This is a genomic window from Rhodococcus sp. MS16 (assembly GCF_013277795.1).
Classification (GTDB): Bacteria; Actinomycetota; Actinomycetes; order Mycobacteriales; family Mycobacteriaceae; genus Rhodococcus_F; species Rhodococcus_F globerula.
This window is the reverse complement of sequence record NZ_VBTM01000003.1, coordinates 700,929-720,112: the sequence shown is the minus strand read 5'-3', so window position 1 is coordinate 720,112 and position 19,184 is coordinate 700,929. Positions and strand designations below refer to the sequence as shown.

The window sequence follows — 19,184 nt, the reverse complement described above, 5'->3', positions numbered from 1 at the left end:
ATCGAAAGGGGCGAGGGTTGCTGAAGCTGTATCGTGCCGAGCGCGCCGACACGTTGGTCTGCGCTCTGTCCACTCTTCTCCGCTCGCCGTTGTCGGATCCGTTTGCCCGGGAGATAGTCGCTGTGCCGGCAAAAGGGGTGGAACGCTGGCTCAATCAGCAGCTTTCCTCACGATTGGGCACTGCGACGGAATCCTCGCAGGACGGCATCTCCGCGAACATCAGCTTTCCCTCGCCGGTTCGACTGGTCGACGACGTCCTCGCTACGGTGAGTGGTGTCGGCGCGGACAATGATCCGTGGGCGCCGACGCGCTTGGTGTGGACAGTTCTGGGTGCCATCGATGATTCCATTTCCGAACCGTGGTGCGGCGTGCTTGCCAAGCATCTCCGTGGACACGGGGTGGGGCGACGCTTTGCGTCGGCGTCGCATGTCACCGATCTGTTCTCCAGCTACGCGGCGCAGCGTCCCCAGATGCTGATCGAGTGGGCGGCCGGTCGGTTCACCGACGGCCACGGGTTACCGCTTGCCCAGGACTTCGAATGGCAAGCCAAGTTGTGGACGGTTGTCGCGGAGCGAATCGACGTGGCAGGTCCGGCCGAGCGACTCATGTCGGTGTGCAGCCGGCTGAGTGATGACGCTACTGTTATTTCTCTACCGGAACGTATTTCGGTGTTCGGTCCCACCCGACTGCCAGTTGATCAGCGAATGATTCTCGAGGCCTTGGCGACTCATCGAGACGTGCACGTCTGGCTGCCACATCCAAGCCCCGCGCTGTGGGACGAGATGAGCTCCCAATTGTCGTCGGGGGCGGTCGCCACTCGCCGTTCGGACGACAACTCTGCGTTGATCTCGCCGAACCCACTGTTGTCCAGTCTTGCCCGTGATGTTCGTGAAATGCAATCAAGTCTGGCAAACACCGATCTCACTTCGGAATATCTGCCTGCTACATCAGGCGCACCGACCCTTCTGGCGGCAATACAGGCGGACATCGTGGCCGATCGTGCCCCTGCGGGTGGAGTGAAACCCGATGGGAGCGTACAGGTTCACGCGTGCCATGGCGCGGCTCGTCAGGTCGAGGTCCTGCGAGAGTGCCTGTTGCGGTTGTTCGAAGACGATCCGACGCTCGAACCCCGCGATGTCCTGGTGATGTGCCCGGATGTCGAAACATATGCGCCCCTGGTGCGTGGCGCGTTCGGGCAGGGTGTTCAGGGACACCCCGGTCACCGCCTTCGCGTCCGCCTTGCTGATCGTGGTCTGCGTCAGACAAATCCGATGCTGGCTGTGCTGGGCACTCTGCTCGAACTGGCAGACGGCCGCGCCACGGCCAGCCAGGTTCTCGATCTTGCCACCAGTGTGCCGGTACGTACCCGATTCGCGTTCTCCGACGATGAATTGGAGCGTCTGCGCGAGTGGACCGGAGCGGCCGGGGCGCGATGGGGCATCGACATCAGGCAGCGGGCAACGTTCGGTCTGGCCGGTTTCAAGCAGAACACGTTCAACACTGCCGTTGACCGTATTCTGTTGGGAGCCAGCGCAGACGAGTCGGAAAATGCGTGGCTGGACCTCGCATTGCCCCTTGACGACGTCGAAAGCACAGACATCGACCTCAGTGGCCGCTTTGCCGAGTACATCGACAGACTGGCGGTCTCGTTGCGTGATCTCGCGGGCCCCCATTCGCCGTCGGATTGGCTTCGGGTGTTGCTCAGAGCGTTGGACCTTCTCACCGATGCGGCACCGGACGACGCCTGGCAGAGTGCGTCGGCACAGCGAATTCTTGCGAGTGCGGTCGAGTTCGGTTCTGACACCACACTTCAACTCTCCGACATCCGTGCACTTCTTTCGAAGAGTCTGGCGGGGCGGCCGACTCGGGCCAATTTCCGTACCGGTGAATTAACCGTGTGCACCATGGTGCCGATGCGGTCGGTACCGCACCGGGTTGTTGTACTGCTCGGACTTGACGACGAGGTGTTTCCGCGCTCCGGCGGCGTCGACGGAGACGACATCCTGGCTCGCGATCCTGTTGTCGGGGAGCGGGATCTGCGTAGCGAAGACAGGCAACTGCTGCTCGATGCGGTGATGTCGGCCGGTGAACACCTGCTGCTGCTGTACACCGGTGCAGATCCCGTGACCGGCGCATCCCGCCCACCGGCTATTCCGCTCAGCGGGTTGCTCGATGTCCTGAAGTTGGCGGTGGGACCGAACGACCTGGACCAGGTTGTGACCCGGCACCCGTTGCAGTCATTCGACAAACGGAATTTCGAGGTGGAAAAACCGTTCAGCTTCGACGCCGCAGCGTTGGCAGGCGCCCGTGCCATCACCCAGGCGCCGGTCCCACCGCCGTCGCTTCGGTCGGCGTCGTTGCCGTCGATACCGCCACGCGACGTCAACCTCGCGGACCTGGCATCGTTCCTCACTCACCCGGCGCGGGGATTCCTGCGCCAGCGACTCGGTGTGCGGGTACCGGAACTCGGCGACGACATCGCCGATTCACTCGACGCGGAACTCGACGGGCTTGCGACCTGGGAGCTGGGAGATCGAATGCTCCTCTCTCGCTTGACCGGACGCAGTTCGGCGGACTTCCGGGCTGCTGAATGGCGGCGAGGCACGTTGCCGCCGTACAAACTGGGCAGCGCCGTGTTGGGTAACATCGAGTGGGTAGTGGATCAGTTGGCGTCACTCGCACTGCCACACATGGTCGGAGATGCCGCTTCCGTCGACGTTGCAGTCGATCTTGGTGGAGGTAGACGGCTGAGCGGAACCGTGACGGGAGTGTACGGAAATTCGGTTGTGCGGGCGCAGTATTCGTCGTTGGCGCCCAAGCATCGGGTAAGCGCGTGGGTCAATTTGCTGGCGCTTGCCGCTGCCGGCGATCACGGGCAGGTCAATGCGATCACGGTGGGGCGCGGTGGAAACCAGCGCGCGGCAACACGTTCCGTTCTGTCCGCTCCCGAGAACCCGCTCGATGTCCTTCTTCAGTTGGTCGATCTGCTCGATCGGGGTTTGCGCGGTCCGATTCCGATGTGGGTCAATACCACCGCCGAATACGCGAAAAGGCGTTTTGCCGGACAGTCGATCGACAATGCCATGAGCAGTGCCGAGGCCACATGGGGGCGGCAATTCAGCGACGGTGACGATCCCAGCAATGTCTACGTCTTCGGTGAATCCAGTTCCTTTGCCGACCTCGCCGCTACGGCGCCACTCGAGGACGAATGTGTCTGGGCCGAGGAGCCAACCCGGTTCGGCGTCCTTGCCAACCGGTTGTGGTTGCCCGTGTTGCTCAACGAAAGTGCGGAGTAGTCATGGACTTCGACCTGCTTGGCCCCCTTCCTTCCGGCACAACGGTATTGGAAGCAAGCGCGGGCACGGGTAAGACCTACGCGATTGTGGGTCTGGCAACTCGGTGTGTCGCCGAAGGTGTGGCGGATATTTCGCAGGTACTGCTGGTTACGTTCAGTAGGGCTGCAACACAGGAGCTTCGGGAGCGGACGCGTGAGCGATTCGCTGGTGTATCGGCTGCGCTGGCCGACCCGGACCGTGCTCGTCACTCGGACGACGTGTTGATTCGTCATCTGGCATCTGCCGGCGACGAAGAGGTGGCACGTCGTCGCCGCCGACTTCTGCAGGCACTCGCGGAGTTCGATTCCGGCACCATGACCACAACGCACAGCTTCTGCCAACGGATGCTCGACGGTCTGGGTATCGCGGGTGAGCGGGAACCGGATGCGACGTTTGTCGAATCGGTTGACGATCTGATCGACGAGGTTGTGTCCGATCTTTACCTCGTCCGCTACAGCGCCCTGGATACGTCCCCACCGTTTTCTGTGAAGGATGCGCTGGCGATCGCGCGGAGTGCGGTCGCAGACGGGCAAGCTGTACTCGAACCCGATGCCGACGAGGACACCATCCCGGGGCAGCGGGTGTTGTTCGCGGCGGCAGCGCGGGATGAGGTCGAACGACGCAAACGTGCCAGGGGGATTCGCGACTTCAACGACCTCCTGACGTTGCTGCACGGGGTGCTCGCCGACCCCGACTACGGACAGGAAGCCTGTCGCCGCGTGCGCGAGAAGTTTCGTGTGGTCCTGATCGACGAATTCCAGGACACCGACCCACTGCAATGGGATATCTTGCGCCTCGCGTTTCACGGGCACACCACGTTGGTTCTTGTCGGTGACCCCAAGCAGGCTATCTACGCGTTCCGTGGAGCGGAGGTGCTGAGCTACCTCGACGCCGTACAGCAGGCCGATTCGCATCAGGAACTCACTACCAATTGGCGCAGTGACCCCGGTCTGCTGGCTGCGCTCGAGCATCTGTACGGCGGTGCCGCGCTGGGTAACGACAGCATCGTCGCTCATCCGGTTGCGTCGTCGCACAAGGTTTCCCGGCTTCCCGGGCAGCCGTCGATGCGTTTGCGTTATCTGCCGCGCACCGGCGCAGGTCCGCTCAATCGGTCGCAATTTCCCGCGGTCGGCAGATTGCGGAGCCGAATCGCCGACGACTTGGCCGCCGACGTCGTGCGCGTGCTCTCGAGTGGTTCCGAGCTGAGTCTCGGTGGTGTGAGCCGGCCTGTTGTACCCGGCGACATTGCCGTCCTGGTGCGTAATCACAAGCAAGCCGAGATGATTCGTGGCACGTTGGAACTCGTCGGTGTTCCGTCTGTATTGACCGGCGGCTCCAGCGTCTTCGCGACGGCGAGCGCAAAACACTGGCTATGGCTGTTGCAGGCCGTCGAGCAGCCTCACCGTGCAGACCGGGTGCGACTGGCTGCGCTGTCGCCGATTCTGGGCCATACGCCCGAGGCGATGGATTCCGATGGCGACGCCGTCGTGGCTGCCGTGTCCGGGCAGTTGCGAATGTTTGCCGAGCTGTTCCAGCGAATCGGGTTTGCGGCGGTGTTCGAAAAAATATCGGGTGAAACAGGTTTGGAGCGAAGAATCCTGTCGTCGCCGTCCGGCGAACGTGATTTCACCGATCTGCGTCACGTGGCGCAATTGCTCGGCCGAGTCGCGGCCGAAGAATCGTTCGGCCTGAGCGCCCTCGTACGGTGGTTGGGGGATCGGATCAAGGACCCGGCGTCGGGAAGCGTGAGTGATCGCAGCAGACGTCTGGACAGCGACGCAGCGGCAGTGCAGATCGCCACGGTTCACGCCAGCAAGGGCCTCGAGTTCCCGATTGTGTACGTGCCCTTCGGTTGGGACAGCGTCGGCGGATTCGCCGCAGCGACCCAGATGCTCCACGACGGCGACGGACGCCGGATTCTCGACGTCGGTGGGGCTGAAGGGCCGGGTTACAACACTCGGAAGCTGACTGCTGAAACGGAGGGAGCGGGCGAAGAGTTGCGTCTGCTGTACGTGGCGCTCACCCGGGCGCAGTGTCAGCTTGTTCTTTGGTGGGCACCGGCATACGGTACGTCGCGGTCTGCGTTGCACAGGTTGCTACTCGGGCGTACACCCGGAATCGTGGAGCCCGCCCGAGTGGTGAAAGTACTTGATGACGGCGCCATTGCCACGCGATTGGAATCGTGGCCGGCGGACCACTCGAACGTGATTTCCGTCGAGTCGGTCGGGCCGCACCCACCGTCGGTCGATCGTTGGTCCGAATCCGTCTCGGAGACCTACGAGTTGGAGGCAGCCCGCTTCGATCGTGACCTGGATACGCTGTGGCGCCGGACGTCGTATTCGGCGTTGACGGCGGGCGCTCATCATGCGCCCACCACCGGCAGTGAGGTCGAGGATCCGGGGAAGGACGACGAACCGGCGGACTTCGTGGACGTCGGACCCGTGGAAGCCTCACCGCTGGAGGCATTGCCGTCGCCGATGAACGGACTTCCCGCGGGCGCCGCGTTCGGCACGTTGGTTCACGAAATTCTCGAAGTTGTCGATACCTCCGCTGTGGACTTACGCAGCGAACTCGAGATGCGATGTGCACAGGCGGTTTCTGCGCGGGCTGCGGACCTGGACCCGGTGGCGCTGGCGAATGCGCTCTTTGCAGTCATGCACACGCCACTGGGCTTCGGAACGCTGGCGACAATCGATCCTTCGGATCGACTGCCGGAGTTGGACTTCGAATTGCCGCTGGCCGGTGGTGACGATCCGGTGTCATTGACGGTCACGCTGCGTCAGGTGGCCGAACTTCTCCGAAAGCATCTGCCGCACGACGACATTCTGGCGGGTTATGCCGATCACCTGGGCCGGGTCGACGCCATACCGATGCGGGGATTCCTGACCGGCAGTATCGATGCAGTACTGCGCATTCCGGGGCCGTCGTTCGTGATCGTCGACTACAAGACCAACAGGTTGGGGCGCGGTGATCTCACGGCTGCGCATTACACCCGGGACCTGATGGCAGCTGAGATGATTCGCTCGCATTATCCGCTCCAGGCTCTGTTGTATTCGGTTGCATTGCATCGCTATCTGCGGTGGCGACTTGCGGATTACGATCCGGGGCGGCATCTGGGCGGAGCGCAGTATCAGTTTGTCCGGGGGATGCTCGGACCGGAAAGTCCGCCGGAATGCGGTGTATTCGAGTGGAAACCACCGGCCGCGCTCATCGTCGAGTTGTCGGATCTGCTCGCGGGTCGATCTTCGCCTGACGTACTGGAGTTCTCATGACCGAAGCGCAGTTGGCCCAGCGAGCACGTGGGATCGTGCGCACGTTCAACGAGGCCGGGGTCCTTCTGGCCGCCGACGTCCACGTTGCTGTCAGATTGTGCACGCTGGGCGGGGAACCGTCGCCAGGCGTGATGTTGGTGGCCGCGTTGGCGGTTCGGGCGGTGCGCTCGGGATCGGTTTGCCTGGATCTACGACGCATGCAGGATGTCAGCGTCGACGGGGCCACCGAAGCCGAACTTGCCGCGTTACCCTGGCCGGAACCTGAAGCGGTGATCAGCGCGTTGCGGTTGAGCCCCTTGGTGATCGGCGGAACTGCCGGGCCGTTGCGACCGCTGCGACTGGTGGATAGCGACGACGGAGAGTTGCTGTACCTGGATCGGTACTTTTTGCAGGAGCAGACAATTCGTCGCGTACTGGACGAGCGAGCCGAGACGCATCCGACAGTCGACACCGAACAGTCGCGCACCCGATTGCAGACAACTTTTCAGGGGGATTCAGGCCATACCAGTGGCCCTGACCGTCAGCGCATTGCGGCAGCCCTGTCGCTCACACACTGGACAACGGTTATCGCGGGTGGCCCGGGTACCGGCAAAACCCACACGGTGGCACGTATTCTTGCGCTGCTTCTCGAAGAGCACGGCAGCGAGTTACGAATCGGTCTGGCTGCGCCCACCGGCAAAGCGGCTGCGCGATTGCAGGAGTCGGTGCGCGAGCAGGCGGAGCAGTTGAAACTTCCGGCAGACCTCACGGCGATGACGCTGCACCGTTTGTTGGGCTGGCAACGGGGCAGCGCCAGCAGGTTCAAGTACAACGCGTCCAACCGCCTGCCGTTCGATGTGATCGTGGTGGACGAGACGTCGATGGTGTCGTTGACGTTGATGGCTCGATTACTCGAGGCCGTGCGTCCTGACGCGCGACTGCTGTTGGTCGGAGATCCGGATCAGTTGACGTCGGTGGATGCCGGCGCGGTCCTCGCGGATCTTGTTGCACGACCGTCGAATGCGGAGGGAAACAAGGCGCTGGCCGACATTGTCGGTGCGGACTTGGAACCTGGAGGTACTGCCGAATCACTCACCGCGCACGATCGTGAACGTCTCCGCGGCGGCATAGTTCAACTTTCCCGTGGCCGACGATTCGGCGGAATCATTGCGCAGTTGGCAAGCGCGGTTCGGGAGGGCAAGGCAGAGGAGGTTATCGGCCTTCTTCGTAGCGGTGATCCCGCCGTGTCGTTTCACGCGCCCGAAGACCTCGACGCGCTGCGTTCCGATATCGTCACGAGCGCTGAGTCCGCGACTGGATTCGCGAAGCAGGGTGACGCGATGAGAGCGCTGAAAGCGATGGAATCGCATCGGCTTCTGTGCGCACACCGCGACGGCCCGTACGGCGTCAGCCGGTGGGCAAAACAGGCCATGGACTGGGTGGGGGCTGAGGCAGGGGAGTTCCTGAATCCTGAACAGTGGTATCCCGGCCAGCCGCTGTTGGTCACAGCCAACGACTACGAGGTCGGCATCTACAACGGAGATACCGGAGTCATTGTCGAGGGCGAGGGCGGAGTGCTCATGGCAGCCTTCCAGCGCGGCGACAACAATTTCCAGTTGCACCCGAGCTCATTGTCCTCCGTGCAGACGGTCTATGCGATGACCATCCACCGAAGCCAGGGCAGTCAATACGACACCGTCTCCGTCATGTTGCCGGCCGAGGCGTCGTCGCTGCTCACTCGGGAGTTGTTGTACACCGCGATTACTCGCGCGCGAACTCATGTTCGCGTGATCGGAACAGAGGAGTCCGTGCGCGCCGGCGTCGAACGCCAAGTGCTCCGGGCCAGTGGCTTGCGGCGTGCCATCCGTCCCTACGACGGTTGATCGAGCTGGAGCTCGCGGCGTGAGTAGTCTGCTTCGGCACCGTCCATGAAGACCCGCAGCATCTCGGTGAAGAGCTTCGCGTCCGACCAGTTACCCTGCTGCATAGACTCGTTCAGTTGGTCGTCGAACTGGTCAGGATTGGCGAAGGGGGCCATTGCGGGGCGTCCGGTGGCAACGCACATAGCCGCCCCGATGGTCATCCGATGGGTCGCTTCGAGAATGAACATCTGATAGTTGGTGGGGACATTCGCAGCGGCCAGTACCAGGCAGTGCTCGGCGTAGAGCTTTTCGAGCAAACCGCGTGGGAAGTACTCGACGACGAGCGGTGCGGCCCGAGAATGCTTCAGGAGTGTCTCCCGGAATCTGACCGAGGCCTCGATCAGCCATTGTTTCCAGTCGCCTCCGACGGGAGCGGGTGTTCGCGGAGTTTCCATGACAATGGATCGCGCCACTCCTGCGAGGATTTCGGCCTTGTCGGAGAAGTGATTGTAGAGCGAAGGAGCCTTCACTCCCAGTGCCGCCGCGATTCGTTCGAGACTCAGCGATCCCGGACCGTCCGCGTCGGCAATTTCGATTGCCGCGCGGATCACCGTTTCACGTTGTATCAATGGTTTCCGGCCCATACCGACCCTTACTTCGATCATGCCGTCACCCACGTGTGCGGCAAGTCCTCACATCATTATGGCGTGGGTGACGTCGCGGCCGGCAACCTGCCCGGCATGAACGCTCCCGCTCAGGAAAGTCGGTCGGAGGTTTCCAGGTGCCGTGGCGAAACCTGTGCGGCCCGCTGGGGTAGATCATTGAATTGCACACGAAGAGGGGCCTTGTTGATCTTCATTCCCGCAGTCCGCGGCAACGGATCGGTGAGGAACTCCACGTACCGCGGGCTCTTGTACCGCGCCAGCCGGGCACGACAGTGCTCGACGACGGCTTCTGCCGTCAGGGATCCAGCGGCTCGGAGGAGCACCGCGGGTGTCTCTCCGAAACTGTCGTCGGGCACTCCGATGACGGCTACTTCGAGGATTCCCGGGATCTCCATGATCACGCGTTCGATTTCCGCGGCGTAGATGTTCATACCACCGGAGATGATGACGTCCTTGATTCGGCCCACAATTCGAATCGCGCCGCTGGCGTCCCGCGTTCCGATGTCACCGGTATGCAACCAGCCGCCCTCGAAGTTTGCCTTGGTGAGTTCGTCGTTGCGCCAGTATCCAGCGGCTACGCCCGGACCGGAGATCAGGATTTCTCCCGGAGTGTCAGGGGCGCAGGGTGTTCCATTCGCATCGGCGATCATGAACTCGTTGAGAACGCCTCCGAGCCCAACGCTGTCGGGCTGATTGAGTGCCATGTCCACCGAGGGAATCGTTGCGTTGGACTGTGATTCGGTCAGCCCGTATACCTGGCGCAATCCGACGCCCTTGTCCGACCAGGCCCGGATCAGTTCCACCGTCACAGGATTACCTCCGGTGAAAGCTACTGTCAGGGAAGAGAGGTCCGCGCTCGCAAATTCCGGGATCGCGGCCATTTGTTCGTAGAAGATCGTGGTGGCACCCAAGTGTGTGATTTTGCAGTCGCGGATCAGCGCCAGAGCAACGCTGGGATCCCAGTCGGGGAGGAAGACTGAACTGCCGCCGAGCGTCAACGGCCCGAGGAAGCCGTTGAGGAGTCCGGCCGCAAACGACATCGAACTGACGTTGAGTGACCGCGCTCGCATGAAAGACGGTTCTTGCAGGCACCACTCGAAGAAGGCGCTCAGCAGTGATTCATGGGTGTAAACAACGCCTTTGGGGTGTCCGGTCGACCCCGACGTGGAGAGAATGCACACCGGATCGGTACCGGGGCTCTGTAGCTTCGGCAGAGCCACGATCGCGGTGGAAGAGTTGCCGATCTGCTCCAGATCCAGGACGGGGAACTGTACCGACGTCTCGGAGAGTGCTGTTTCTACGGCGGTCCTTGCGTGTGCCGCGGAGATCACCACTCGAGGTTCGAGTTGTTCGACGGCCGGCCCGATCTCGGCGGGACCATTTCGTTCGTTGAGCGGACAAATGATCGCACCGAGTTTGAGTACCCCGAGTGCTGTGGCGGCCCACGTGGTGGAACTACGGCCGATGATCGCGACACGGTCACCGTGTGAGACGCCGTGCGCCATGAGTTCGGCAGCTGCGCGTGCGGCGGCGCTGTCGAGTTCTTGCCAGGACAGTTGTGCCCCGCCACATTCGATTGCCGCAGCGTCAGGCTGGCGTGTGGCCCACGCATTGAGTGGTCGGAGAATGTTACTGGGCATCTAAGACATCCTTAGCTGTGTGCAGGAGTGTGATCCAGGTCTCCCAATAGACTAATGTCATTAGGCAAAAAGTCAACAGTAAGTATCTACTTCGTAGGGAGCCGTCTCGGGGGGAGGTGAAGATCTACTTCGGTTGACTTTCAATGCAATTCGATGATCGGGAGAACAGAATGTCGGTTCGGTCATGTTGGAATGCTGCTGATCGGAACGCGCCGAATAGCTCGTCGTCCAAGGCGTCGACAGTGGTTTCGATGGATTCGGCGCCAAATTCCCAGAGGAAATCCACCGCAGAACGGACTGCGGCAATCAGGGGCGAACCTGTTGGCGCGGAACGTGGTTCCGTGATCGTCAGGCTCCGGATCGTTCCCACCCCGTTGTGCACGTCCACATCCACCGTCGCGGTGTTGCTGACGATCCGTGTAGCAGGACTAGTTCGCTTGTCTCTTAGTTGGTCCCAGACGGTATCCGTACGCTGCTCTTCGCGGCATTCATCGATGTGCACGGCGGGGGTGCGGGCTGAATCCGATACCGCCCGGGAATTGCCGTAGTCGCGGTGGGAGGGAAGCAGCAGATGATGTCGTTGGCCGATCACGACCGCATCGAAGCGCATTCCGAGGCGCAGGGCGGCAGGATGTGAACCGTATGCACAACCGAGGAACGCTGTGGTGTCGCTGTCGATCCATTGTCTGGATTCCGATTCTTCGTTGCCGAGTTCCTCGAACACAGCGGTAGCGACGCCAGTCGAGCGGAAGTCCGGATCGACTGTGAAGTCGATCGTTGCAATCTGTTCTGGTGTTGTGATCACGGTCAGTACTGCTGCCAACTGGGGTTCGCTCGATACGGGCGCGTTCCAACGATGCAGGAGCGTGCGAACTTCGGCGGTGACGCAGTGCGCGGATGCCGGTGTGGATTGCCGGTGCGGGGCGGAGAAGTCCATCTCGGCGTCGGCTGCTCGGGCGCGATCCAGCAAGCCGACGGCGGCACCGGTGGGGAGGCCCCGGTACCAGTTCAGTGACATGACGGAGGGATCCTCGACACTGGATTTCTCCGGCATGGTCAGGCCTCCGAAGTCCCGTAGATGAGCCGGTCGACTTCGCGGCGAAAGAGGTGGCTGGACAACTCGTTTCGGCCGAGCAACATCGTTCCGGCATCCATGCTGGACAGCACTCGTTGTGAACCGTCGAGGATGGGGAAATCTTCATCGTGGAGTATCGAGACCAGAAAATTCCAGTTCTTCTTCCAGCGTTTCTCCCAGTGTTCCTGGGCTAATCCACTGTCCTCGACGGTAGGAGCGAGGATCCGCATCTGCATGATCGACTCGTTGGGGTTTGCCCCTACCGGACGAAATGTCAGGATCTCAATGTGAGTGGCGTGTTTGAGCAGCATGGTATTCGGTGCGAGGTAGCAACTCTCGATCGTGTGCTTCTCCATTGACTCGTCCCACGTGACGTCGTGACCGATGAACTGGTCGACGCTCTTTCGGCCGGTGAGAAACCAGAAGTGTCGTCCGTAGTCCTGCAGCGTTACGGCGTTGGTGTGCAACATCTTTCCGGCGGTATTCGGGTGCGCGTACTTCACGTGGTAGTTGTCGAGAAAACCGTCCTGCAGGATCTTCCAGTTCGTAGGGCGGCGGTAAGTGTGGGGATCTATGCTTACGAGCTTCTCGACATTGAAGTCGGCGAGAATTGCGTCCATCTCGGGACCCAACCAGGCTGCTACGTCGATTTCTCGGTGAGCATTGTCGATTACCCAGATGAATCCGTGACGTTCTTCGACGGGTATTTCTACCAGTCCGAATTTCGAGCGATCGAAGTCGCCGAATGTCGTGTCGAGCGTGACCGTGCGAAGTTCGCCGTTGGGATCGTAGGACCACCGGTGATAGACGCATGAGAAGATGCGGCATTTTCCGGATTCTTCCGACACGAGTTGGGCGCCGCGATGTCGGCACGCGTTGACGAATGCCTTGACGCTTCCGTCCTTTTGTCTGACCACTACAACCTTGTTGCGCGGGAGTTCGACTGAGATGAAGTCGTTCTTGCCTGCAAGTTCCGAGGTGTGCGCAACGATGAACGGAACTTCGCCGAAGATTTTGTCTCGTTCGAGTTCGGCACGTGCCGGATCCGTGTAGTCAGTGGCCTTGAACAGGGCGATCTCGTTCCACTGGTCGGTGACGGAGTCGTTGAGGTGGTTGAGCAAGTTCCGAAGGGCTTGATCGCGGATGCCCTGCAAGTCGAGGTCGACGCTCATGATGGGGATCTCCTTCTTCGTCCATGCGCAGTGCTTGGGGTACATGCCACCGAATATGTTGCGTTGCATTCGGTTTCGAAACCGCGGTGCACCGTGGTGCACCGCTCGTCGGCGACCCTCTCGACTAATAAACTATCGCCATTAGTCTTGGTGCGTCAAGCATCGGTTTGGCGAAGGCGTCCCTGGAGTGTCTGGTCAGGCGATAGTCGCTCGCCCGAATGCGGCGGGACGCTTTTCGCGGAAGGCCTGAACGCCCTCGCTGAAGTCGGGTTCGCTGATCAATTCGAGCTGCCCTGATCGCTCACGCTCCAGTGCGTTGTGTATTTCGGTGAGAGTCGCCGCATTGATCGCGGATTTCGTGGTGCCAAGTGCGTGAGCAGGGCCGTCGGCAATCCGCCGAGTCAGTGCTCCGACGGACTCGGCGAAGTTGTCGTCCGGATATGTTGCGGCAATCAACCCGATGTCGGCGGCAGTCGCCGCGGGGAGACGTTCTGCGAGCAAAGCCATCCTGAGGGCTCTTGCACGTCCGATCGATGCTGCGACGAGTGCAGTGGCGCCGCCGTCCGGCATCAACCCGATCTTGGTGAATGCGAGCAACAGGTAGCTGGATTCGGTTGCGACGGTGAGGTCACATGCGAGCGCCAGGGACACGCCAACTCCTGCGGCCGGTCCGTTGATCGCACCGATGACCGGATGGGGAAACGTGATGATTTCGGTGACGGAGCGGTTTGCCGCGTCGATGGTGGCGGGGGACGGTGGGTCGGAGATCTCCTCGATGCTCGACAGATCGGCACCAGTGCAGAACGTTCGTCCCGATCCTGTCAGCACCGCAACCCGGATCGCAGAGTCATTGCGGTAGTGGTTCAGCGTTGAGGCGATCGCGTCGAGTGATTCCGTGGTGACGGCGTTCATTCGAGACGGGCGGTTGACGGTGATGCGGAGAACGTTGCCGTCGACGGTGACGTCGATGCCGGCGAGATCATTACTCATGTGTTTCCAATCGGTGTCTTATTGGCAAGGTGGTCGTTCTTGCAGCGGAATAGCTTTCGCCCCCGCTGCCGCAACCTGGCCGGCGGAACGGACTCGACGATGCGTCTTCGCTGTGAATGTTCTGATCTGTTGTTGATCGATATTACCTAACTACTGTAGGTTTGGGCGATCTGCAGTTTTCGACAATTACGGAGGGCACACATGGCCGACCAGTCGACCGTGATCGAGTCGGCGGCGCTGTATGAGCGCCGCGGTGGGATTGCAATCATCACTCTCAATCGCCCACGGGCATTGAATGCTGTCAATCAGGCGCTGTCGACGGCAGTCGGTTCCTTCCTCGAACAGGCGGATTCCGACCCGCAGGTGCGGGTCGTCGTCATCACGGGCGCCGGTCGGGCATTCTGTGCCGGCGCAGATCTGAAGGCGCTCGGCGGGGGAGAAGATCTATCCGCCCGAGGACATCGCGAGTGGGGTTTTGCCGGGTTCGTCGAGCATTGGATCAGTAAGCCGACCATTGCGGCGGTTAATGGGTTTGCCCTCGGAGGCGGTACCGAACTGGTGCTGGCCAGCGACCTCGCAGTTGTCGACGAGACCGCGTCGTTGGGGCTTCCCGAGGTGAAGCGGGGGTTGTTCGCCGCAGCCGGCGGGGTGATTCGGTTGGCGCAACAGATCCCGCGGAAAGTGGCCCTCGAGATGGCGTTGACGGGCGAACCGATCACCGCTGCGCAGGGTAAGGAATTGGGTTTGGTCAATCGTGTTGCACCCGCAGGCACAGCCCTCGAGGTTGCACTCGAGTTGGCTGAACAGATCGCCGCGAATGCGCCACTGGCGGTGCGTGAATCGAAGTCGGTGATCCATCAGACCGCGTCGGGTGCGGATTGGGAACCGGATGTGTGGGCCGCAAATGCGAAGTCCATGAAAATTGTGTTCACGAGTGCCGATGCAGCCGAGGGGCCTGCGGCGTTTGCGCAGAAACGCGCACCCGTGTGGCAAGGGCGCTGACGCCGCGCTGACCTGCACCACCGACATCCTTCGATCAAAGGAAACAACATGACCAACGCAGTAATCGTCGACGTAGTTCGTCTGGCTTCAGGCAAGGGCAAACCAGGCGGTGCGCTGTCGGGAACGCATCCGGTGGAACTCCTGGCACATGTGTTGCGCAGCATCGTCGAACGCAACGGGATCGACCCGGCGCAGGTCGACGACGTGATCGGCGGTTGCGTGCAGCAGGTAGGCGAGCAGTCACTCAACATCACCCGCACGGCGTTGCTCTCGGCCGGATTCCCGGATTCGGTGCCCGCGACCACGATTGACCGCCAGTGTGGATCGAGCCAGCAAGCCGCTCATTTTGCTGCGCAGGGTGTGATCGCCGGCGCTTACGACATGGTGATCGCGGCCGGTGTCGAGTCGATGAGCAGGATTCCCATGGGGACGGCGTCGATGGGACAAGACGCGTCAGGACCTGGGATCGTGGCTCGCTACCCGGAAGGGCTGGTAAATCAAGGTATTTCGGCGGAACTGATCTCGGCGAAATGGAAACTGGACCGCGAGACCCTTGATGCGTTTTCTGCCCAGTCACATCAGCGCGCTGCTGCTGCCGCGGCCGCCGGATACTTCGACAAGGAAATCCTGCCTATCGAGGTGGCCAACGCGGCCGGAGAAACAGTGCTGCACACGGTTGACGAGACCGTGCGCGCCTCGACCACCGCTGACGGTCTGGCGGGGCTGCGGCCGTCGTTCTACACCGAGGAGTATGCGACGCGGTTTCCCGAGGCACCGTGGCAGATCACGCCGGGTAACTCCTCGCCGTTGACGGACGGTGCATCAGCGGTGCTGATCATGAGCGAGGAGATGGCAGCCAAGCTCGGACTGACGCCGAGGGCGCGATTCCGCGCGTTTTCGGTGGCGGGCGACGATCCGGTATTCATGCTCACCGCGCCGATCCCCGCAACCCACAAGGTCCTCGCCCGTTCGGGGCTGAGCATCGACGACATCGACGCCTACGAAGTCAACGAGGCGTTTGCGCCGGTGCCGTTGGCCTGGGCACACGAGTTCGGTGCCGATCCGGCCAAGCTCAACCCGTGGGGTGGTGCGATCTCACTTGGACATGCCTTGGGATCGTCGGGTACTCGCTTGCTGAGCACGCTGGTGTGCCACTTGGAGGCTACCGGTGGCCGCTACGGACTGCAGACGATGTGTGAGGGTGCCGGAATGGCAAACGCGACCATCATCGAACGTATCTGACTCTGTACCAACACATCTGATCAGACTGATAATCACCCGATTCGCGAGGAGCTCTTCTGTGCTGACCACTGCTTTCACCAAGACCTTCGGAGTTCGTCATCCCATCGTGCAGGGCGGCATGCAGTGGGTCGGGAGAGCCGAATTGGTGGCGGCCGTTGCGAACTCCGGCGCACTCGGCATGATCACAGCGCTGACTCAGCCGACACCCGACGATCTTGCCAAGGAGATTGCGCGAACCCGCGAGCTCACCGATCAACCATTCGGAGTCAACCTCACGATTCTCCCCGCGATCACACCGCCGCCCTACGACGAATATCGCCAGGTGATCATCGACTCCGGGATCAAGATCGTCGAGACTGCCGGCTCGAACCCCGGCCCGCATCTGCCTCAATTCCACGCGGCCGGGGTGAAGGTTCTCCACAAGTGCACCAGCGTCCGGCATGCGGTAAAGGCCCAGGATCTCGGCGTTGACGGAATCAGTATCGACGGGTTCGAATGTGCCGGTCATCCGGGCGAAGACGACGTACCCGGCCTGGTGCTCATCGCCGCAGCAGCGGAGAAGATCAGCATTCCGATGATCGCGTCCGGCGGATTTGCCGATGCGCGAGGGTTGGTCGCTGCCTTGGCACTTGGCGCCGACGGTATCAACATGGGTACGCGGTTCATGTGCACCGAAGAATCGCCGATTCACCGCAACATCAAGGAAGCGATCGTTGCGGCCACCGAGGTCGACACCGAACTGATTTTCCGGTCACTACGCAATACCGCCCGTGTGGCGCGTAACAGCGTGAGTCGAGAGGTCGTCGAAATTCTCTCCAACGGTGGTCAATTCGAGGACGTACGTGATCTTGTCGCGGGTGCGCGGGGACGAACCGTGTACGAGAACGGTGATCCTGAAGCCGGCATCTGGACCGTCGGAACTGCGCAGGGTTTGATCCACGACATTCCCACCGTCGGTGACCTGGTTAATCGTATGGTCGCCGAGGCCGAAGCTCTGATTGCCGAGCGCCTTGTCGGTGTCCTCGATCCGATAAACGCCTGACCCTGAGCAGATCAACGGTTGAGGAGAATAACCATGCAACGCAGTCTCTTCGAGACGGACCACGACGCGTATCGGGACACGGTTCGTGAGTTCCTGGCCCGTGAGGTCGAACCGTACTACGAGCAGTGGGAAGCCGATCGGCTCATCGACCGATCTGCGTGGCTCGCGGCGGGCAAGTCCGGCATCATCGGTCTCTCGATACCGGAGGAGTTCGGGGGTTCCGGAGTCGGAGACTATCGCTTCCGGTGTGTGGTCTCCGAGGAAATCGCGCGTGCGGCTACCACGTCGTTCGGGCAGAGCGTGACCTTGCAGGACGATATTGCGATCCCGTACATCAAGGATCTGGGCACCGAGGAACAGAAGCGGCGATGGTTGCCTGGAATGGCGGCCGGTGAACTGATCGGGGCAATTGCCATGACGGAGCCTGGCGCCGGGAGCGATCTGCAGGGTGTCAAGAGTACTGCCGTTCTCGATGGCGATCATTGGATCCTGAACGGCCAGAAGACCTTTATCACCAATGGTATTCATTCCGATCTGGTGATCGTCGTGGCCCGCACCGACCCCAGTGCCGGATCGAGAGGGTTCTCGTTACTTGTGGTCGAGCGAGGGATGGAGGGATTCAGTCGCGGGCGAAAGCTGCACAAGGTCGGCCTTGCCAGTCAGGACACCGCGGAACTGGTCTTCGAGAACGTCCGGGTGCCCGCCACAAATCTGCTGGGCGCCGAAGGGCGTGGCTTTGTGCACCTGATGGAGCGTCTGCCTCTCGAACGGCTGTCTATCGCAGTCAACGCGATTGCCGCGGCTCGATCGGCTTCGGCTGGACTAGCCGGTATGTGTTCGAGCGCAGAGCGTTCGGAAAGCGGATCGGGGATTTGCAGAACACTCGATTTGCTCTCGCGGAGATGTTGACCGAGATCGAGGTGACCGAGTCTCACGTCGACCGGTGCGTTCTGGCCCTCAATGCGGGGGAACTGTCTGCTGTCGACGCGTCGAAAGCGAAGTGGTGGGCCACGGAGTTGCAGAAGCGAGTGGTCGATCGTTGTGTGCAGTTGCACGGTGGGTACGGCTACATGATGGAGTATCCGATCGGACGTTCCTACGTGGATACGCGCATTCAGACCATCTACGGCGGTACCACCGAAATCATGAAGGAGATCATCGGCCGCGACATCGCGGCCGGGTTCACCTCGTGATCGAACTACCTTTAGCGATGAGGGCGAACGACCTGTGGTCGTTCGCCCTCATCGCGTCAGCGCTCATCTGAAGCCATGACCCGGATCAGCGGGGGAGAAGCGATGGCACGAAGAAGTGGCGCATCTTGTACTTGAATCGATCCAAGGCGCCATCGTCGTCGGTGAGCGCGCTGATGTACATGATTTCGATCTCGGAGATCCATTCGCACAGCAGGCGCAGGTCGATGTCGGCGCGTATCTTGCCGCTCTCCTGAGCGTCGGACAGAATCGGTCCCCACAATTCGTAGGTCAGTTCGATTGCCTTGCCCGATTCGTTGAGAAGTTTGGTCGACAACTCCATTTCCTCAGGTGAGACCAGCATGTTGACCACAGGATCCTGGCGACCGCTTTGCACGTCTTTGCAGATACCCTCGACGATCTGGTCCTCGATCGTGGGCAAGCTGGCGATGAAAGCACGCGCCGGTCCCATGTTCACCTGCGCGCGTCGCACGATCGACGCTGTGATCAGAGCTTCGCGATCGGTGAAATACCGATACACCGTTGCGCGCGAGATCTTTGCGGCTCTGGCCACATCGGCCATAGTCGTTTTAGTCATGCCGAATCGCTCGAAGCACGACTCCGCCGCATTCAGGATTGCGATCGTCACGTCTGTCGACGCATCGGGTTCCGTCTTTGAGGTCATCGGTGAAGAATACCGCCACCCAGGACCGTGAGG

12 protein-coding genes and 1 pseudogene are annotated in these 19,184 nt (G+C 61.3%); 7 read left to right on the top strand and 6 right to left on the bottom strand.

Going from position 1 to position 19,184, the window contains the following annotated elements; translation table 11 throughout:
* Window positions 1-17 precede the first annotated feature (17 nt).
* The 3 genes from recC to recD are packed head-to-tail and all read left to right on the top strand — an operon-like array spanning window position 18 to window position 8,469.
* Window positions 18-3,296, top strand: coding sequence for an exodeoxyribonuclease V subunit gamma (recC, locus tag FEZ60_RS08350; RefSeq protein ID WP_172935900.1), 3,279 nt, complete (start codon window positions 18-20; stop codon window positions 3,294-3,296).
* A 2-nt stretch (window positions 3,297-3,298) separates the two neighbouring features.
* Window positions 3,299-6,607 (top strand): UvrD-helicase domain-containing protein, encoded by a 3,309-nt coding sequence (locus FEZ60_RS08345; protein WP_172935899.1) that lies wholly within the window; start codon window positions 3,299-3,301, stop codon window positions 6,605-6,607.
* Complete coding sequence (recD, locus tag FEZ60_RS08340; protein WP_033232420.1) at window positions 6,604-8,469, top strand: exodeoxyribonuclease V subunit alpha; 1,866 nt, start codon at window positions 6,604-6,606, stop codon at window positions 8,467-8,469. Before FEZ60_RS08345 ends, recD begins: the two co-directional genes overlap by 4 nt.
* Here the strand turns inward: recD and FEZ60_RS08335 are convergent.
* The 5 genes from FEZ60_RS08335 to FEZ60_RS08315 all read right to left on the bottom strand — a co-directional run bounded on the left by FEZ60_RS08335 (window position 8,457) and on the right by FEZ60_RS08315 (window position 13,990).
* Window positions 8,457-9,113 carry a helix-turn-helix domain-containing protein gene (locus FEZ60_RS08335; RefSeq protein WP_242484470.1) on the bottom strand — a complete coding sequence of 219 codons (657 nt, stop codon included), beginning with the start codon at window positions 9,111-9,113 and terminating at the stop codon, window positions 8,457-8,459. The genes recD and FEZ60_RS08335 overlap by 13 nt on opposite strands.
* Window positions 9,114-9,202: 89 nt before the next feature.
* Complete coding sequence (locus FEZ60_RS08330) at window positions 9,203-10,753, bottom strand: AMP-binding protein (RefSeq protein WP_172935898.1); 1,551 nt, start codon at window positions 10,751-10,753, stop codon at window positions 9,203-9,205.
* A gap of 124 nt (window positions 10,754-10,877) precedes the next feature.
* Window positions 10,878-11,771 carry a hypothetical protein gene (locus tag FEZ60_RS08325; protein WP_172935897.1) on the bottom strand — a complete coding sequence of 298 codons (894 nt, stop codon included), beginning with the start codon at window positions 11,769-11,771 and terminating at the stop codon, window positions 10,878-10,880.
* Between the two features lie 38 nt (window positions 11,772-11,809).
* Window positions 11,810-13,000 (bottom strand): aromatic ring-hydroxylating dioxygenase subunit alpha, encoded by a 1,191-nt coding sequence (locus FEZ60_RS08320; RefSeq protein WP_172935896.1) that lies wholly within the window; start codon window positions 12,998-13,000, stop codon window positions 11,810-11,812.
* 195 nt (window positions 13,001-13,195) lie between these two features.
* The gene (locus FEZ60_RS08315; RefSeq protein WP_172935895.1) at window positions 13,196-13,990 is read right to left on the bottom strand and encodes an enoyl-CoA hydratase; all 795 of its coding nucleotides are present in this window, start codon (window positions 13,988-13,990) and stop codon (window positions 13,196-13,198) included.
* Window positions 13,991-14,191: 201 nt separating this feature from the next.
* Here FEZ60_RS08315 and FEZ60_RS08310 point away from each other — a divergent pair, with 201 nt between their 5' ends.
* The 4 genes and pseudogenes from FEZ60_RS08310 to FEZ60_RS08295 all read left to right on the top strand — a co-directional run bounded on the left by FEZ60_RS08310 (window position 14,192) and on the right by FEZ60_RS08295 (window position 18,469).
* The gene (locus tag FEZ60_RS08310) at window positions 14,192-14,992 is read left to right on the top strand and encodes a crotonase/enoyl-CoA hydratase family protein (RefSeq protein WP_172935894.1); all 801 of its coding nucleotides are present in this window, start codon (window positions 14,192-14,194) and stop codon (window positions 14,990-14,992) included.
* A 48-nt stretch (window positions 14,993-15,040) separates the two neighbouring features.
* A complete protein-coding gene (locus FEZ60_RS08305; protein WP_172935893.1) occupies window positions 15,041-16,234 on the top strand; it encodes an acetyl-CoA C-acyltransferase in 1,194 nt (397 codons plus the stop codon).
* A 58-nt stretch (window positions 16,235-16,292) separates the two neighbouring features.
* Complete coding sequence (locus FEZ60_RS08300) at window positions 16,293-17,276, top strand: nitronate monooxygenase (RefSeq protein WP_172935892.1); 984 nt, start codon at window positions 16,293-16,295, stop codon at window positions 17,274-17,276.
* 33 nt (window positions 17,277-17,309) lie between these two features.
* Window positions 17,310-18,469 (top strand): annotated as a pseudogene (locus FEZ60_RS08295) (acyl-CoA dehydrogenase family protein).
* An 85-nt stretch (window positions 18,470-18,554) separates the two neighbouring features.
* On the opposite strand, the gene FEZ60_RS08290 reads toward FEZ60_RS08295, so the two are convergent.
* Window positions 18,555-19,151 carry a TetR/AcrR family transcriptional regulator gene (locus tag FEZ60_RS08290; RefSeq protein WP_172935891.1) on the bottom strand — a complete coding sequence of 199 codons (597 nt, stop codon included), beginning with the start codon at window positions 19,149-19,151 and terminating at the stop codon, window positions 18,555-18,557.
* Window positions 19,152-19,184 lie beyond the last annotated feature (33 nt).

Excerpts from the sequence above, each read along its gene's own strand:
- recD (WP_033232420.1), top strand. The coding sequence starts at position 6,604 with ATGACCGAAGCGCAGTTGGCCCAGCGAGCACGTGGGATCGTGCGCACG.
- FEZ60_RS08345 (WP_172935899.1), top strand. The coding sequence starts at position 3,299 with ATGGACTTCGACCTGCTTGGCCCCCTTCCTTCCGGCACAACGGTATTG.
- FEZ60_RS08305 (WP_172935893.1), top strand. The coding sequence starts at position 15,041 with ATGACCAACGCAGTAATCGTCGACGTAGTTCGTCTGGCTTCAGGCAAG.
- FEZ60_RS08315 (WP_172935895.1), bottom strand. The coding sequence starts at position 13,990 with ATGAGTAATGATCTCGCCGGCATCGACGTCACCGTCGACGGCAACGTT.
- FEZ60_RS08325 (WP_172935897.1), bottom strand. The coding sequence starts at position 11,771 with ATGTCACTGAACTGGTACCGGGGCCTCCCCACCGGTGCCGCCGTCGGC.
- FEZ60_RS08320 (WP_172935896.1), bottom strand. The coding sequence starts at position 13,000 with ATGAGCGTCGACCTCGACTTGCAGGGCATCCGCGATCAAGCCCTTCGG.
- FEZ60_RS08335 (WP_242484470.1), bottom strand. The coding sequence starts at position 9,113 with ATGATCGAAGTAAGGGTCGGTATGGGCCGGAAACCATTGATACAACGT.
- FEZ60_RS08310 (WP_172935894.1), top strand. The coding sequence starts at position 14,192 with ATGGCCGACCAGTCGACCGTGATCGAGTCGGCGGCGCTGTATGAGCGC.
- FEZ60_RS08330 (WP_172935898.1), bottom strand. The coding sequence starts at position 10,753 with ATGCCCAGTAACATTCTCCGACCACTCAATGCGTGGGCCACACGCCAG.
- FEZ60_RS08290 (WP_172935891.1), bottom strand. The coding sequence starts at position 19,151 with ATGACCTCAAAGACGGAACCCGATGCGTCGACAGACGTGACGATCGCA.